Here is a 14,653-nt window from a genome sequence, read left to right as displayed (position 1 = left end):
ATGGCAGAAATCAACGAAAATTTACTAAGATCGATCATTCAAGAAGTCTTGACTGAAATGGATACAACGAAAAGTGAACAAACAGTTGCGTTCAAAAGTACACCGTCGACGGCTGTAGCGACAGACAACAATTCTGAATCTTGGTTCCGTTCAATCGGTGTCGCACAACCTGGCAATGCACAAGACGAAGTGGTTATTGCAGTTGGACCTGCATTCGCAACATCTCAAACAACGAATATCATTGGTGTGAGCCATAAAGATATCTTGAAACAAGTGATTGCAGGAATCGAAGAAGAAGGGTTGAAAGCCCGTGTAGTCAAAGTTTTCCGTTCATCTGATGTGGCATTTGTCGCAGTTGAGGGAGATAAGCTTTCAGGTTCAGGAATTTGCGTGTCGATCCAATCAAAAGGAACGGCGATCATTCACCAAAAAGATCTACAACCATTGTCAAATCTTGAATTATTCCCGCAAGCGCCACTGATCACGCTGGAAACGTATCGTGCAATCGGTAAGAACGCTGCGAAATATGCAAAAGGCGAATCACCAAATCCAGTGCCGATGATGAATGACCAAATGGCACGTCCGAAATACCAAGCACAATCTGCTTTACTTCACATCAAAGAAACAAAGCATGTTGTCATTGGGAAACCAGCAGAAGAAATTGCTGTAACATTATAACGAGGTGAAACAGATGAACGAACAGACATTAGAAAGCTTGGTAAGAAATATCTTACAAGATATGAATAATAAACCGACTGGGGCAACTGAAGTTGCGAATGGCGCCCAAGCGACGACTGCTGATTACCCAATTGCTGTCAAACATCCAGACTGGGTGAAAACAAAAACAGGCAAAACGTTAGAAGATATCACATTAGCTAATGTATTGAACGGTTCTTTAACGCCAGAAGACTTGAAGATCACACCATCGATCTTAAAAGCGCAAGGTGAAATTGCTCATAGTGCAGGACGCAAGACGATTTCTTCTAACTTCGATCGTGCCGCAGAATTGACGGCGGTTCCTGATGAGCGTGTCTTAGCAATGTACAATGCGTTACGTCCGTATCGCTCAAGTAAACAAGAATTGTTAGATATTGCCGACGAATTAGAAACGAAATACCATGCGAAAATCTCTGCTGCTTATTTCCGTGAAGCAAGTGAACATTATGAAACACGTAAGAAGCTCAAAGGGGATAATTAAAGGATCGCCAGTTATCGGGAGGAATGTGCATGAAACGTATTATAGGTATTGATATTGGAAATTCCTCAACGGAGATCGCACTTGCAGAGATCGATACGAATGATCAGGTTCATTTTCTACAATCGGCTATTACTGAAACAACGGGGATCAAAGGAACGAAGAAGAATCTCTTTGGGATCTATAAAGCAATCAATGAAGCTTGCACTAAAAATGACCTTACGATCTCTGATATCGATTTGATCCGTATCAACGAGGCAACGCCTGTCATTGGTGACGTGGCGATGGAGATGATCACTGAAACGATCATCACCGAATCGACGATGATCGGTCATAACCCAAAAACGCCTGGCGGTCATGGCTTAGGCGTAGGAAAAACGATCAAATTATCAGAATTAGTCCAAAAAAAATTCAGCGATGATGACTATGTCGTCGTCGTTGAAAAAGAAATCGAATTTGATCAGGCGGCAAAATGGATCAACCAAATCGTTGAAAGTAACATTCGGGTCACAGGTGCGATTCTTCAAAGTGATGATGGGGTTTTAGTCAATAATCGTTTGACCCATAAGATCCCGATCATAGACGAAGTTGCTTATATTGAAAAAATCCCACTAGGCATGTTAGCTGCGGTAGAAGTAGCGCCTGCCGGTCAAGGGGTTGCTCAATTATCGAATCCATATGGTATTGCGACAGTTTTTGAACTGGATTCAGAAGCAACGAAAAGTATCGTTCCTATGGCTCGTGCGTTGATTGGTAATCGTTCTGCCGTTGTGATCAAGACACCTCAAGGGGATGTACAAGCACGAGTGATCCCGGCAGGAAGTATTGAGATTACAGGTGGCAATCGTCGCAAGATCGTTGAAATCTCTGCTGGTGCAGAAGATATCATGACTGCGGTGAGTTCGTTTGCAGAAATCGACAATGTGACTGGTGAGTCAGGAACCAATGTCGGTGGGATGCTCGAAAAAGTTCGACTAACGATGGCGAATTTAACGGAACGCCCCCTCGCAGAAATTTTCATCCAAGACTTACTGGCAGTCGATACTTTTGTTCCTATAGAGGTCAAAGGTGGTGTTGCCGGTGAGTTCTCGATGGAGCAAGCAGTAGGGATTGCTTCGATGGTCAAATCGGATCATTTGCAAATGTCGAAAATCGCACAATCCATTGAAGAAGATTTGAAAACACCTGTTGAAATTGGCGGAGCAGAAGCAGAAGCGGCTATTTTAGGCGCCTTGACGACACCTGGTACAAGCACACCTTTAGCTATTTTGGACTTAGGTGCTGGTTCAACTGATGCGTCGATCATTGGGGAACAAGCGATTTCTGCTACACATTTGGCTGGTGCAGGAGATATGGTGACATTATTGATCAAGTCGGAGTTAGGGATCGACGATATTTACTTGGCAGAAGATATCAAAAAGTATCCTTTGGCAAAAGTAGAGAACATCTTTTATATCCGACATGAAGACGGTAGTGTGCAATTCTTTGAGGAACCGTTAGATCCTCATTTATTTGCGAAAGTTGTCGTTGTCAAACCAGAGGGTCTCATTCCAATTCCACTTGATCTTTCGATCGAAAAAATCAAATTGGTTAGACAGACAGCGAAAAAACGAGTATTTGTAACAAACACGATTCGAGCATTGAAACGAGTAAGTCCAACTGGCAACATCCGTGATATTCCTTTTGTTGTGATCGTTGGAGGATCAGCACTTGATTTTGAGATTCCCCAAATCGTGACAGATGCGTTATCTCACTATGGGTTAGTTGCTGGACAAGGAAATGTCCGTGCGTGTGAAGGTCCTAGAAATGCGGTTGCCACTGGGTTGATCCTTTCACATTTGAGGAGGAATGAACATGGATAGACCGTCGATCATCATCTACGTAGATGGAATAGACGAAGAAATCTTGACTTCCTTACTCTATGGGATAGAAGAAGAAAGCATTCCGTATAAGCTAGAAGCAAAAATGTTTGAGGATGCAGCACAAGCGGCGTATGAAGCGGCTTTAGCTTCTCCTTTACAAGTAGGTATTGGTGGGAGCAGGGACACTCTTTGCATACATCATAAAAGCTTGAAAAAAGAGAAACCTTATCAAGTGGTGGAGCATGTTTCAATTGTCCCTTCTGCGATCTTGAGAAATCTAGGAAGTAATGCTGCTCGAATCGTCAAAGGTATTCCATTAAAATCCTTGGAATTATTGGAGGTGAAACAATGAATCAAGCAATCGGAATGATCGAATCAACAGGATTAGCCAGTGCCATCAACCTTTCTGATATCATGGTGAAATCCGCAAATATTGAACTTTTGAGTATAGAAAAAACAAAAGGTTTTGGCTGGATGACCGTGATGATCCAAGGGGATGTCGGGGCGGTCAAAGCAGCGATCGATGCAGCGAAGTCAGCTGCCATTGGTCTGGATGCTTACGTCTCTTCTCTAGTTATACCAAGACCAGGAGACAATATCCTTGATGTCTTTTCTTCAAAAGAAGCGCAACATGATTCCCTACAAGCAGAGCAACGTGTCATTGATATCGAGGAAACAGCAACGAAGCAAGAATCCTCATTAGACAAAACCACACCAGTGAAGAGTGAAAATGTACCTGTTATCAAGGAAGATAAGAAAGAACCTACTTCACTTAGCACTGATGAAGTGGCAAGCAAAGAAAAAAAGTCAAAAGATTCTTCAAAAAAAGGAAATAAAACTGCAACCAAAAAAAATAAGAAAAACTAGGAGGAACACATAAATGAATGACGCATTAGGAATGATCGAAACAAAAGGTTTAGTAGGGGCTGTCGAGGCAGCTGATGCAATGGTGAAAGCCGCAAACGTACAATTGATCGGAACGGAGAAAATCGGTTCTGGTTTAGTAACGATCATGGTTCGTGGAGATGTTGGTGCGGTCAAAGCAGCGACAGATGCAGGTTCTGCCGCAGCTGAGCGTGTAGGTGAAGTGGTTTCTGTACACGTGATCCCTCGCCCTCATCATGATGTGAACAAACTATTAGCAGGTCAAAACAATGCTTGATTTTTCAAAAGCTGAGTTGAAAGAAATCGTTCGGAAGGTGATCGCAGATCTTGATCAAACCTTTCCGATTGGTATCTCTAATCGTCATATCCATTTGACACCTGCTCACTTTGAACAACTTTTCCCAGGACAATCCATCGAAAAATTGCGTGATTTAAAGCAACCAGGTGAATTTGCGGCAAAACAAACGGTGACGTTGATCGGTCCAAAAGGAAAGATCGAAAGAGTGCGGATTCTGGGTCCGTTCCGCAATCGCTCACAAGTAGAAGTATCAAAAACAGATGCACGTCTATTAGGGATCAATCCACCAATCAAACTTTCTGGTGATCTTGATGAAGCAGTAGAAATCACTTTGATGACCGAAGCTGCTTCAATTACGATCCCAGCTACAATCATCGCACAACGTCACATCCATTTGAATCATGAAGATATGAAACGTTTGGATCTGCATAAGGATGAGAGCGTTTCAGTCGAAATTTTATCTGGCGAACGAGGAACTGTCTATCATGAGGTTGCGCTACGCCCGCACGAAAAATTTATCATGGAAATGCACATCGATACAGATGAAGCCAATGCGGCCAATGTCACTACCGAAACTAGAGCAAGGATCATTCGTTGATCAGAAGGAGCAAAAGATGCAAGGAATTGAGAAAGGCAATGAGTTACTAGAATCTTTCAATCAAATCGTCCATTCTTTTGTGCCAACTGGTCACAAAGCGGCCGATGGCTATAAGGTTGGTGTGGATCTGGGCACAGCTTCGATCGTCTTAGTTGTCTTAGATGCTGACAATCAACCATTGTTCGGTTCGTTCAAAGAAGCCAAAGTGATACGTGATGGCTTGGTCGTTGATTATCAAAAAGCAGTAAAGATCGTTGAAGTATTAAGGGAAGAAGCGGAAGCCGCTTTAGGGTTTGCACTTAAAGCAGCTTCCGGGGCTATCCCCCCAGGAACGATCGGCAACAACAAAAAAGTCGTGGCAAACGTCATTGAAAGTGCCGGCATGGAAATCGACCAGTTAGTGGATGAACCATCAGCGGCTGCCTTGACACTTGATATTACAGATGGGGCGGTCATTGATATCGGGGGCGGTACGACGGGGATCAGTGTCCTTAAAAATGGAGAAGTTGCCTTCGTTGATGATGAACCAACTGGTGGTACACATATGACTCTAGTGATCGCCGGTTATCATAGCGTAGATATAGATGACGCAGAAAAAATAAAGAGAAATCCCAAAAATGAAGCAGAAAATTTTACGATTTGTCGTCCAGTGATCCAAAAAATGGCGACCATCGCCAAAAAAATGCTAGATGAACATCCAATCGAGCCGATTTTTGTTGTCGGCGGGGCTGCCTATTTTTCACAGTTTGAAGAAGAAATGAGTAGCGTCATTGGTAAGAAAGTATTGAAACCTGTTCATCCGCAATTCGTTACACCGATCGGCATAGCGATGGCCTCAAAAGTCATTGTGGAATAGGAGTTTCGTATGGAAGATATTGTTCAAAAAGTAGTGGGTTGGCTAATAAAAAGAGAAAAAAGTACATTGTTCGTATCAACTGATTCCGTTCAAACGGATTCGATCAGCCCTTTTTTGTCGAATAAATATATCTATGTCAAAAATTGCGACTGCTTCTTTTTAACGAAATTTGCAACAAAAAATGAGAACGACCCATTCGTACGATGGCTATTTCGTAGCTTGGACTACGGTTGTGAGCTTAGATTTCAATGCTCTTTTTCGGATCTGACTTTGATACCTGTAGAAATCTTCCATTATAACGTCGAAGTTTTTACAGTTGCTGAAAAACCATGTTATGCCTTTTCAAATCGGTATATCACTTACAAGCAAGTGGCTGTTTTACCGAATCAAGCAGCGTTGATACTTTCAACGAATCAATACTTTACATTATTGGCGCAAGAAAAAATTCAGGAAAAACAGATGACTATCTGTAAAAGGAGCGGATCGCAATGTTAATGGGAAAAATTATTGGTAGCGTTGTTTCTACTCAAAAAGATTCCTCTCTTGTAGGCAAAAAATTAATGATCGTGCAACCGATAAATGCTCAAAAAGAGGCAGTACGTTTTCAACAAGTGGCAGCTGATACGGTAGGTGCTGGAATTGGTGATTATGTTCTGTTAAATAGCGGTAGTTCAGCGAGACATTTATTCTCGGAGCCATCAGAAGCGGTGGATTGTGCGATTGTTGGCATCATCGATACGTTTGATATGTAAGGAAGTGAAAAGAATGCCGATCTATACAAAAACTGGTGATCAAGGAATGACGAGCCTTTTTGACGGAACACGAGTAAAAAAAGCAAGTTTACGAGTAGAAGTCTATGGAACGTTTGACGAGTGCTGTGCGCAAATCAGCTTGGCACAAAAAATGTTGAAAAATCCAGAAAGCCAACAAGCGCTTGACTGGGTGCAAAATAAACTTTTTCAGATGAACGCAGAATTAGCGACAGCAACGAAAAAGGATAAATTAGCGCATAAAAGCGACTTGATCTCTGCGGAAGATATTCATCAATTGGAAATCTGGATCGATGAAAAAACAGCAAAACTACCAGAAATCCATGAATTTATTTTGCCTGGAAAAAGTCTAGCAGGGGCGCAGTTGCATGTTGCTCGGACGGTTTGCCGTCGTGGGGAACGTGTTCTTGATCGCTTTATGGAAAACGAAGAAGTCCGTTCAGAACTCAGCAAGTTTGCCAACCGTTTATCTGATTGTCTGTACTCTTTTGCCCGTGAAGCAGATCATGAACAGGAACAAGAAGTGCTGCTTAATCAAATCATCCGTCGTTATCAAGAACGGGTGCAACAACCAAAGATCAAACTTGATTTTGAAGAGATCGTTCACGCGTGTATCGATCATGCGAATTGTTTGAGCGTACCGGTTTCTATTGCAATCGTTGATAAAAACGGGGCTTTGAAACAATTCTATCGAATGGACGATGCACTGATTGTGAGTGAAAGTATGGCAATCAAAAAGGCTTATACAACGGTCTCAATGAAAGCTGACACCCACGAACTAACGGAGTTGGTACAACCAAACCAGCCGCTTTTCCAATTAGAAACATTAAGTGATGGAAAGCTTGTGACCTTTGGTGGTGGATTCCTTCTCAAAGATGGGCAAGGAAACATTGTTGGTGGTATTGGTGTGAGCGGTGGTAGTCCAGATCAAGATAGGGCAATTGCAACAAAAGGAATTGAAAAGTTTAAGGAGCGAGCATGATGGGCGAAGAACAATTAAAAGAACAAATCTTGAAAGTGATTCAAGGAATCCTTTTAGAAGAACCGACTACCGCAACAGTTGCAACTTCTTCCGTCGGGATTTTTCCAACGGTTGCTGCAGCAGTTGCCGCAGCAAAAGTAGCACAAGATCGTTTAGATGACTTGTCATTGGAACAACGAAGAGCAATCATTGCTGCGATTCGTACTGGAATGACACCTCATATCGAAACAATTGCTCGTGAAACAGTGGAAGAAACGAAAATGGGAAGATATGAAGATAAGATCCAAAAATTGACTCTTGCGATCAACAAGACACCAGGTGTCGAAGATCTTATTACTGAAGCGGTCACTGGTGACAACGGAATGACCCTTTATGAGTTATCTCCGTATGGCGTGATCGGTGCGGTGACACCAAGTACTAATCCGGCAGAAACGTTGATCTGTAACGCAATCGGAATGATTGCAGCAGGCAATGCTATTTATTTCAGTGTCCATCCAGGCGCGAAGCGCATTTCTGGCTGGGTCGTTTCAAAATTGAATGAATTGATTTATCAAAGCTGTGGCATCCATAACTTGGTTGTAACGATCGAAAAACCTTCGATTGAAGCTGCTCAAGAGATGATGTCCCATCCAGACATTTCACTATTAGTGATCACAGGCGGTCCTGGTGTGGTGAGACAAGCAATGAAGAGTGGTAAGAAAACGATTGCTGCTGGAGAAGGCAATCCACCTTCACTTGTTGATGAAACCGCCGATCTTGATAAGGCAGCGGCAGATATTGTCTTGGGTGCATCTTTTGATAATAATATTTTATGTACGGCAGAGAAAAGTGTCGTTGCTGTCGAACAAGTTGTTGACTACTTGATTTTACAAATGGAAAAACAAGGGGCTTATTATATAGGTGATGAACAAATCATTCAACGATTGATCGATCAGATGATTGCGGAAAATGGTGCGCCTAACCGACAGTTTGTCGGTAAAAACGCGAGCGAGATCTTAGCCGCCGTAGGTGTACATGTATCAGCGGACATTCGAGTGATCATCATGAAAACAGAGAAAGATCATCCATTTGTTGTCAAAGAAATGTTGATGCCGATCTTACCGATCGTGACTGTAAAAGATTTTGATGAAGCATTACCGACAGCATTAGGAATCGAAAATAAATGCCACCATACAGCAACGATGCACTCCCAAAATATTCAACGATTGAACCTTGCAGCGAAGAAATTCCAAACCTCGATCTTTGTAAAAAATGGCTCTTCATTTGCAGGATTAGGATTTGGTGGCGAAGGTCCAACCACATTCACGATTGCAACACCAACCGGCGAGTGTACGACGACTGCTAGAAATTTTGCTAGAAAACGTCGTTGTGTATTAACGGACGGATTTTCGATTCGTTAGGAGGAAACAGTTTGAATCAATGGTCAATGAAAACAAAAGTAGCTGTAACAACGGACATCGTTAAAAGGTTCGAACGTTTTTCAGACGAAACTGTCTTGTTCGTTTTTGATCCTTTTTTGAAAAGCAATCAAAAAGTACGTGAAATGATTGCATATCTAGAACAAAAAAATCGCGTGATCATTTTTACGGAGATCGTGCCAGATCCGCCGATTGAAAAAGTGGTAACAGGCATGCAAATGGCTTTGCAAGCTGAGCCAACAGTTGTGACCGCAATTGGCGGTGGTTCAGCGTTAGACACGGCAAAAGGGATTATCTATTTCTATCAGAAGGTAGCAAAGCAATCAATCAATTATTTTGTTGCGATCCCAACAACGAGTGGTACTGGATCTGAAGTGACCAGTGCAGCTGTGATCACCGATACGGCAAACAAAATCAAATATCCGATATTTGCTGAAGAGTTGATTCCTGACGAAGCAATCTTATCCATTGATTTTGTGATGACAAGCCCACCTTCGATCACGGCATACAGTGGTTTGGATGTCTTGACTCATGCCTTAGAAGCATTGGTCGCAAAAGGTCGAACAAATTATTCTTCTGCGCTTGCAGAAAAAGCAATCACGCTTGTCTTTTCGAATTTAGTTGAGTGTGTCAAAAATGGCCAAAATGAAGATGCACGCATCCAAATGCACGAAGCAGCAACACTTGCTGGAGTGGCTTTTGACAATGCTGGTTTAGGTGTTTGCCATGCTTTAGCACATCAAGTCGGCGCGCTTTTCAAAGTTCCTCATGGTTTAGCAAATGCGATGTTGTTACCACATGTCGTTTTAGCGAATGCCAAAGATTGGACGGCAAAGTCTTTATACGCTGATGTGTCAAGAAAACTTAAATTATGTACGAACGGTCTTTCAGACGAAGTGGCTGTGATCAAATTAGTAGATGCCATCAAGCGATTGAGTAAAGATTCTGTGGTGCCAGCAACATTGGCCGAATGGAACATCGAAGAATCAACAGCGATCAGAGCAGCGGAACAAGTAGCTGACAATGCGATGAACGATTTTACTTTCCAATCGAATCCAATCTCGTTTGATCGTACAAAACTAAAAGAAATCTATCATAAAATCGTTTGAAAAGGGGTACAAAAATGGATAATACAGTATTAGGTGAATTTATTGGAACGTTAGTCTTAACACTTTTCGGTTGTGGTGTTGGTTGTAGCATCAACTTGAAGAAGACTTTGGCCAAAGCAGTTGGGGCCAATTGGGTATTAGTTGCGTTTGGCTGGGGTGTTGCCGTGATGTTAGGGATTTATTCTGCGGGCTACTTTGGATCGCCAGGTCATTTGAATCCTGCGGTTTCGATTGCTTTTGCGATTGGCGGACTTTTTGAATGGAATATGGTTGTACCATTTGTTTTAGCGCAATTTGCAGGTGCTTTTTTAGGTGCATTGATCGCTGCAATCTCATTTATGGCTCACTTTAAAGAAACCGGACCAGATGAAGGAAACTCCGTAGGCATCTTTGCTACAGGTCCAGCAATCGACGCGCCTATTGCGAATGTCATCAGTGAGATCATTGCAACATTTGCATTTATCTTCACCTTATTGTTACTTCCAGCGGGAGACTTCCCAGGAGGATTTCAACCAGTTGTTGCATTGTTCTTGCTAGTAGGGATTTCATTTTCATTTGGTTCGACAACAGGCTACGCGATCAATCCAGCGCGTGACCTTGGTCCGCGTTTGATGTATACATTGATGCCATTACCAAATAAAAACACTGACTATAACTGGAAATACGCATGGGTACCATTAGTAGGCCCGATCGTTGGTGCAACGATTGCTGTGCTTTTAGTAAACATTCTGTAAAAGATTAGATTGAGGGGTAAAGCATTGAAAGAATTAATTATTGCAATCAATTCAGGAAGTTCTTCGTTAAAGTTTCAAGTCTATGAGTTTCCTGAAGAAAAAATGATCGCCAAGGGATTGTTCGAACGAATCGGGTTAGCAAGCTCCATGGATTTGACGTACTCTTTAGACGGTGGTAAAAGCAGTCGCTCAGTTAAAGGTGAGACACATGAAGATGCAGTCAAGTATTTACTAGATTTTTTATTGGAAGAAAAAATCGTTGCTGATTTGTCAGAAATCACTGGTGTCGGCCATCGTGTCGCTCATGGTGGAGAATTCTTCAAAGGGTCCTGTATCGTTGAGGATGAATCATTGACAAAAATCAAATCGCTTTCTCATTTAGCACCGTTGCACAACCCAATCAACATCATGGGGATCGAAGCGTTCAAAAATAATTTGCCAGCTTGTCCGCAAGTGGCTGTTTTCGATACGTCATTCCACCAAACAATGCCAGAAGAAAACTATCTTTATCCAATTCCTTATAAATTATATGAGGAAGCGGGAATTCGCCGTTTCGGATTTCATGGGACAAGTCATCAATTTGTGGCGACGGAAGCTGCCAAGTCTTTAGGTAAAAAGCTTGAGGATTTAAAAATCATTTCCTGTCATTTAGGGAATGGGGGGAGTATTTGCGGGATCAAGAATGGCCGGTCTGTTATCACTAGTATGGGATTCACTCCTTTAGCAGGTATTATGATGGGTACTCGCTGTGGCGATATCGATCCTTCCATCGTGACCTATCTAGGCAGAGAAAAACAGATGAGCTTCGCAGAAATCGAGCAGATGATGAACCAAGACTCAGGATTCAAAGGAGTTTCTGGCATCAGTAGTGATGCTCGTGACATCGAAGAAGCTTTTGAGCAGGGCGATCCAAAAGCGGTTTTAGCAATGAACATGTTTTGTGGTCGCGTAAAACAAATGATCGGTGCTTACGCTGCTGAACTAGGCGGACTTGATGTGTTGATTTTCACGGCTGGCATCGGAGAGAACTCGCCAATCATTCGTCAACTATCTTGTGAAGGATTGTCATTGTTTGGCATAACTGTTGACGAAGAAAGAAACAATACAAGACAAGCAATTGTCAGTCAAGAAAATGGTCGAGTGGCTGTCATGATTGTACCGACGAATGAAGAACGTATGATTGTCCGTGAGACGAATCAATTGATTTCGAAATAAAATAGTCGATCAACCTCCTTATGAATACATGATGTAAAACGCATTCTAAAAGACTTTAAAAAGCTTTTAGAATGCGTTTTAAAGCTGATACATTTGTTTTACAAGTAGTGGAAAAGACCATTAAAAGTTTTCAGCAGATGACAACCAATAGTGAGACAAAAGGACCCATCTACGTATTGATTTAGATGGGTCCTTTTTCTCTGATGTCAAGTAAAAACTAGTTGGATCGGACTATAGTTATTTCTAGGAGTGTAGCCCTTATAAGCATATCTTGACTAGTCTGCTACTGTCAGCTGGCGATGATTTTTAATGCTCGCTAGTACGTTTTCTTGCTGCTTTTCAAAGGTTACTGTAATTTGAAAAAAATCCTATTTGTAAAATCATTAAATTCAATAAGCGTATCGTCCCCAATCGGAACGAGCAATGCAACTTTGCCTTTGTCCGTACCACCTTCGTACAAATCTTTGTTCCCAAATTCTTCGTTGCCTAAGTAGCTATAGCTTTCCTGATTGACTTCTTCACCAGTTGAACTAACTGGTACGAATCTAGAAAAAGCGCGATATGGCTCATCTTGGCTCCCTTTATTGACAGTTAGCTCTGCATCAAAAACTACCCATTCTTTTCCTTCTGGTGCTGGTTCATTGTACTCATCCATGCTGATCATATAATTATACGCTTCTTCACCACGGACAACGTTACTGATGGTTAAGGAAATATTTGTATTGATTTCTTCATATTCGTCATCATAATAAACAGTGTCGAACGTGATCGGGTTGTCGAGGGGCACAGGGTTTGAGCGTTTGCCAAAAGCAGAATCACCTGACGCGTCATCCGAGCCGCTTAGTTCAGTTGAGTTATCAGTGATATCTACGAGAGATGAATCATCTGTTGCGTCTTTATCAGTTGTGGAGCTGTCTGAAGAAGTAGAAGATGTTGCTGTTTTACTTTTATCATATGGCTTCAGAACAATTTTTTTATCTTCCTCGTTATCTTTGGTAGGTGTGAGAATAATATTTTTATCTTCTTTTGTTACTGTATACTTGCCTGTTTCCCCGTCGTTTTCCCAGGTCATGATATTTCCTTCTAACGTGTATTCAAACTTATGTTGAAATTCTTCAAGCATGCTTTTCGCAAATTCTTCACCCAAGGCTTCCCATTCATTGGTAGCGGTCGATTGGTAAGAAGAAGGATCAATGCGAAACGATACCACATGATTTGAGAAAGAGGCAATCATGTCTACTTCCTCCAATTCTTCAATCAGCCAATCATTGGCTTTCAGGTCATCAACACTGACTTGCTTTCCACAGGCAGCTAGAAATAGTAGAACGAACAATAACACGGAACGACTAACGATTTTTTTCATTTTTTTTCCCCAAAAAATTATTTTCACTACTATGTAAATGTAGTAGTTACCAAAAATGGTTAACACAAGGTGCGGTTAGAAAACGTATTCAATTTGTGATGAACGAGCTTTTGTATCTAATTTTTTGTCGCTTCATCGAAAACACACTAATATTATATCTTTATCTAATGAATAATACAAGACGTGATAATATTACGTTGGTTTTTTATACTTTAAAAAAATGGAGAATATGTAAAGTAGTGTGAAATTATTGTTGTTTAGGATTTTTTGATGTTAAATATATTTGAAAAATAGAAGCTTGTTAAATAATTTTACATTAAAAAATAACAATGAAATGTAAAGTTAAAAGATTACCTATGGTATAATCAATATCTAAGCACTTGATACTGGAGCAATATTTAGTATGTAGGAGAATTGCAATGAGAGAAAAGGACAAAAGAAGTGAATTGTTGAGTATCGGGGAAATGGCGAAAATAACCGGTGTCAATATTAAATCGTTAAGATATTATGAACAAGTCGGAGTGTTGTTGCCGGTATACATCAATCCAGATTCTGGCTATCGCTATTATTCCTTAGCCCAAGTGAGCGCGGTCGAGCTGATTCAAGCATGTGTAGAGATTGGTTTACCATTAAAAGAACTGCATCGCTTTAGTGATCCAAATAATTCCATCGATTATCTATCTTTTTTATCATATAGTGAAGAATTGATGAAGCAAAAAATCGAGTTACTTCAACAAAACTTAAAAGGGATGCAAGAGGTCAAAGAGGAAATCAAATTATTAAAAAAATACAGACATTCTAAAAAGCAACATATTCGTCAATTGTCAGAAAAGTACTTATATGTTTTTCCTTACCAACCGACTGATAACAAAAAGACTCTTTATACAGAAGCAGCCCATTTGTTTGATCGCTCAATGGAAGCGGATTATGAGCCTTTATATGATTTTGGCATTCTCTATGAATTTATTGATAAAGACGTGCAGCAGTATATGTATATAGAGATCAAGCCTACAAAAAATGTCGGTAACAATATCAAGATTTTACCTAGTGGAGAATACGTATGCCGATTTAGTCCTAAAAGTTACGGTGAGCGCCTTCCAGAGTTATTTCCAGAAATCTTTGAAAAAAAATCGGCAGTTCTTGCGATTGAAGCAGAAGCTTCCACTGGAACATTAGAAGAAATCGTTTATGAGATTCGTGTTTTCAGTGATGGAATGAATGATTGACAAATCCGTCATCAATGAACAAACGACGAAAAGTCAAATGTTGAAGTAACTATCTCCATGAATAAAGGTAATACCATTGAAGTAACTAATCATGCTGACCTACAATACAAGTTTTATTATAGTTGATTGGTTTCGTGAGGGT

The 14,653-nt window shown here is 41.0% G+C and carries 17 protein-coding genes; 16 read left to right on the top strand and 1 reads right to left on the bottom strand.

Going from position 1 to position 14,653, the window contains the following annotated elements:
- Genes IGJ00_RS08105 through IGJ00_RS08035 form a run of 15 tightly spaced genes read left to right on the top strand, consistent with a single transcriptional unit; the run spans position 1 to position 11,922 of the window.
- Positions 1 to 678 carry a propanediol/glycerol family dehydratase medium subunit gene (locus IGJ00_RS08105; RefSeq protein ID WP_074799118.1) on the top strand — a complete coding sequence of 226 codons (678 nt, stop codon included), beginning with the start codon at positions 1 to 3 and terminating at the stop codon, positions 676 to 678.
- 13 nt (positions 679 to 691) lie between these two features.
- On the top strand, positions 692 to 1,198 hold the full coding sequence (locus IGJ00_RS08100; RefSeq protein WP_086334725.1) for a diol dehydratase small subunit: 507 nt from the start codon (positions 692 to 694) through the stop codon (positions 1,196 to 1,198).
- Positions 1,199 to 1,227: 29 nt separating this feature from the next.
- On the top strand, positions 1,228 to 3,057 hold the full coding sequence (locus IGJ00_RS08095; protein WP_272018321.1) for a diol dehydratase reactivase subunit alpha: 1,830 nt from the start codon (positions 1,228 to 1,230) through the stop codon (positions 3,055 to 3,057).
- Positions 3,050 to 3,409: a glycerol dehydratase reactivase beta/small subunit family protein gene (locus tag IGJ00_RS08090; protein ID WP_176285284.1), complete on the top strand. Its 360-nt coding sequence runs from the start codon at positions 3,050 to 3,052 to the stop codon at positions 3,407 to 3,409. The genes IGJ00_RS08095 and IGJ00_RS08090 overlap by 8 nt, the downstream gene beginning before the upstream one ends.
- Complete coding sequence (locus IGJ00_RS08085; protein ID WP_115357685.1) at positions 3,406 to 3,924, top strand: BMC domain-containing protein; 519 nt, start codon at positions 3,406 to 3,408, stop codon at positions 3,922 to 3,924. The genes IGJ00_RS08090 and IGJ00_RS08085 overlap by 4 nt, the downstream gene beginning before the upstream one ends.
- Before the next feature lie 13 nt (positions 3,925 to 3,937).
- Positions 3,938 to 4,219, top strand: coding sequence for a BMC domain-containing protein (locus tag IGJ00_RS08080; RefSeq protein ID WP_074799110.1), 282 nt, complete (start codon positions 3,938 to 3,940; stop codon positions 4,217 to 4,219).
- Entirely contained in the window at positions 4,212 to 4,838 is a 627-nt protein-coding gene (pduL, locus tag IGJ00_RS08075) for a phosphate propanoyltransferase (protein ID WP_074799108.1), read from the top strand. Before IGJ00_RS08080 ends, pduL begins: the two co-directional genes overlap by 8 nt.
- Before the next feature lie 16 nt (positions 4,839 to 4,854).
- The gene (eutJ, locus tag IGJ00_RS08070; RefSeq protein ID WP_115357683.1) at positions 4,855 to 5,694 is read left to right on the top strand and encodes an ethanolamine utilization protein EutJ; all 840 of its coding nucleotides are present in this window, start codon (positions 4,855 to 4,857) and stop codon (positions 5,692 to 5,694) included.
- A gap of 9 nt (positions 5,695 to 5,703) precedes the next feature.
- Positions 5,704 to 6,189, top strand: coding sequence for a PduM family microcompartment protein (gene pduM / locus IGJ00_RS08065; RefSeq protein ID WP_260697535.1), 486 nt, complete (start codon positions 5,704 to 5,706; stop codon positions 6,187 to 6,189).
- A complete protein-coding gene (locus IGJ00_RS08060; protein ID WP_071867455.1) occupies positions 6,183 to 6,446 on the top strand; it encodes a EutN/CcmL family microcompartment protein in 264 nt (87 codons plus the stop codon). The genes pduM and IGJ00_RS08060 overlap by 7 nt, the downstream gene beginning before the upstream one ends.
- A 13-nt stretch (positions 6,447 to 6,459) precedes the next feature.
- Positions 6,460 to 7,446 (top strand): cob(I)yrinic acid a,c-diamide adenosyltransferase, encoded by a 987-nt coding sequence (locus IGJ00_RS08055; RefSeq protein WP_086334718.1) that lies wholly within the window; start codon positions 6,460 to 6,462, stop codon positions 7,444 to 7,446.
- Positions 7,446 to 8,846, top strand: coding sequence for an aldehyde dehydrogenase family protein (locus tag IGJ00_RS08050; protein WP_438844303.1), 1,401 nt, complete (start codon positions 7,446 to 7,448; stop codon positions 8,844 to 8,846). Before IGJ00_RS08055 ends, IGJ00_RS08050 begins: the two co-directional genes overlap by 1 nt.
- Before the next feature lie 11 nt (positions 8,847 to 8,857).
- Complete coding sequence (locus tag IGJ00_RS08045; RefSeq protein WP_438844302.1) at positions 8,858 to 9,973, top strand: 1-propanol dehydrogenase PduQ; 1,116 nt, start codon at positions 8,858 to 8,860, stop codon at positions 9,971 to 9,973.
- 14 nt (positions 9,974 to 9,987) lie between these two features.
- Positions 9,988 to 10,707, top strand: a complete 720-nt coding sequence (locus IGJ00_RS08040; RefSeq protein WP_071867451.1) for an MIP/aquaporin family protein — start codon at positions 9,988 to 9,990, stop codon at positions 10,705 to 10,707.
- A gap of 24 nt (positions 10,708 to 10,731) precedes the next feature.
- Positions 10,732 to 11,922, top strand: a complete 1,191-nt coding sequence (locus tag IGJ00_RS08035; RefSeq protein WP_272018317.1) for an acetate/propionate family kinase — start codon at positions 10,732 to 10,734, stop codon at positions 11,920 to 11,922.
- Positions 11,923 to 12,268: 346 nt separating this feature from the next.
- On the opposite strand, the gene IGJ00_RS08030 is transcribed toward IGJ00_RS08035, so the two are convergent.
- A complete protein-coding gene (locus IGJ00_RS08030; protein ID WP_438844301.1) occupies positions 12,269 to 13,285 on the bottom strand; it encodes a hypothetical protein in 1,017 nt (338 codons plus the stop codon).
- Between the two features lie 419 nt (positions 13,286 to 13,704).
- On the opposite strand from IGJ00_RS08030, the gene IGJ00_RS08025 reads away from it, so the two are divergent.
- Positions 13,705 to 14,511 (top strand): MerR family transcriptional regulator, encoded by an 807-nt coding sequence (locus tag IGJ00_RS08025; RefSeq protein WP_438844300.1) that lies wholly within the window; start codon positions 13,705 to 13,707, stop codon positions 14,509 to 14,511.
- The last annotated feature ends 142 nt before the right edge of the window (positions 14,512 to 14,653 follow it).

Origin of the sequence: Enterococcus sp. AZ062 (assembly GCF_051715065.1) — a bacterium.
In the GTDB taxonomy this organism is placed as follows: domain Bacteria; phylum Bacillota; class Bacilli; order Lactobacillales; family Enterococcaceae; genus Enterococcus_B; species Enterococcus_B mundtii.
The sequence above is the reverse complement of the archived record's forward strand: the minus strand, read 5'-3'. Positions and strand labels throughout refer to the sequence as shown.

Coding starts and splice junctions, on each gene's coding strand:
- IGJ00_RS08105 (WP_074799118.1), top strand. CDS start 1: ATGGCAGAAATCAACGAAAATTTACTAAGATCGATCATTCAAGAAGTC.
- IGJ00_RS08100 (WP_086334725.1), top strand. CDS start 692: ATGAACGAACAGACATTAGAAAGCTTGGTAAGAAATATCTTACAAGAT.
- IGJ00_RS08095 (WP_272018321.1), top strand. CDS start 1,228: ATGAAACGTATTATAGGTATTGATATTGGAAATTCCTCAACGGAGATC.
- IGJ00_RS08090 (WP_176285284.1), top strand. CDS start 3,050: ATGGATAGACCGTCGATCATCATCTACGTAGATGGAATAGACGAAGAA.
- IGJ00_RS08085 (WP_115357685.1), top strand. CDS start 3,406: ATGAATCAAGCAATCGGAATGATCGAATCAACAGGATTAGCCAGTGCC.
- IGJ00_RS08080 (WP_074799110.1), top strand. CDS start 3,938: ATGAATGACGCATTAGGAATGATCGAAACAAAAGGTTTAGTAGGGGCT.
- pduL (WP_074799108.1), top strand. CDS start 4,212: ATGCTTGATTTTTCAAAAGCTGAGTTGAAAGAAATCGTTCGGAAGGTG.
- eutJ (WP_115357683.1), top strand. CDS start 4,855: ATGCAAGGAATTGAGAAAGGCAATGAGTTACTAGAATCTTTCAATCAA.
- pduM (WP_260697535.1), top strand. CDS start 5,704: ATGGAAGATATTGTTCAAAAAGTAGTGGGTTGGCTAATAAAAAGAGAA.
- IGJ00_RS08060 (WP_071867455.1), top strand. CDS start 6,183: ATGTTAATGGGAAAAATTATTGGTAGCGTTGTTTCTACTCAAAAAGAT.
- IGJ00_RS08055 (WP_086334718.1), top strand. CDS start 6,460: ATGCCGATCTATACAAAAACTGGTGATCAAGGAATGACGAGCCTTTTT.
- IGJ00_RS08050 (WP_438844303.1), top strand. CDS start 7,446: ATGGGCGAAGAACAATTAAAAGAACAAATCTTGAAAGTGATTCAAGGA.
- IGJ00_RS08040 (WP_071867451.1), top strand. CDS start 9,988: ATGGATAATACAGTATTAGGTGAATTTATTGGAACGTTAGTCTTAACA.
- IGJ00_RS08030 (WP_438844301.1), bottom strand. CDS start 13,285: ATGAAAAAAATCGTTAGTCGTTCCGTGTTATTGTTCGTTCTACTATTT.
- IGJ00_RS08025 (WP_438844300.1), top strand. CDS start 13,705: ATGAGAGAAAAGGACAAAAGAAGTGAATTGTTGAGTATCGGGGAAATG.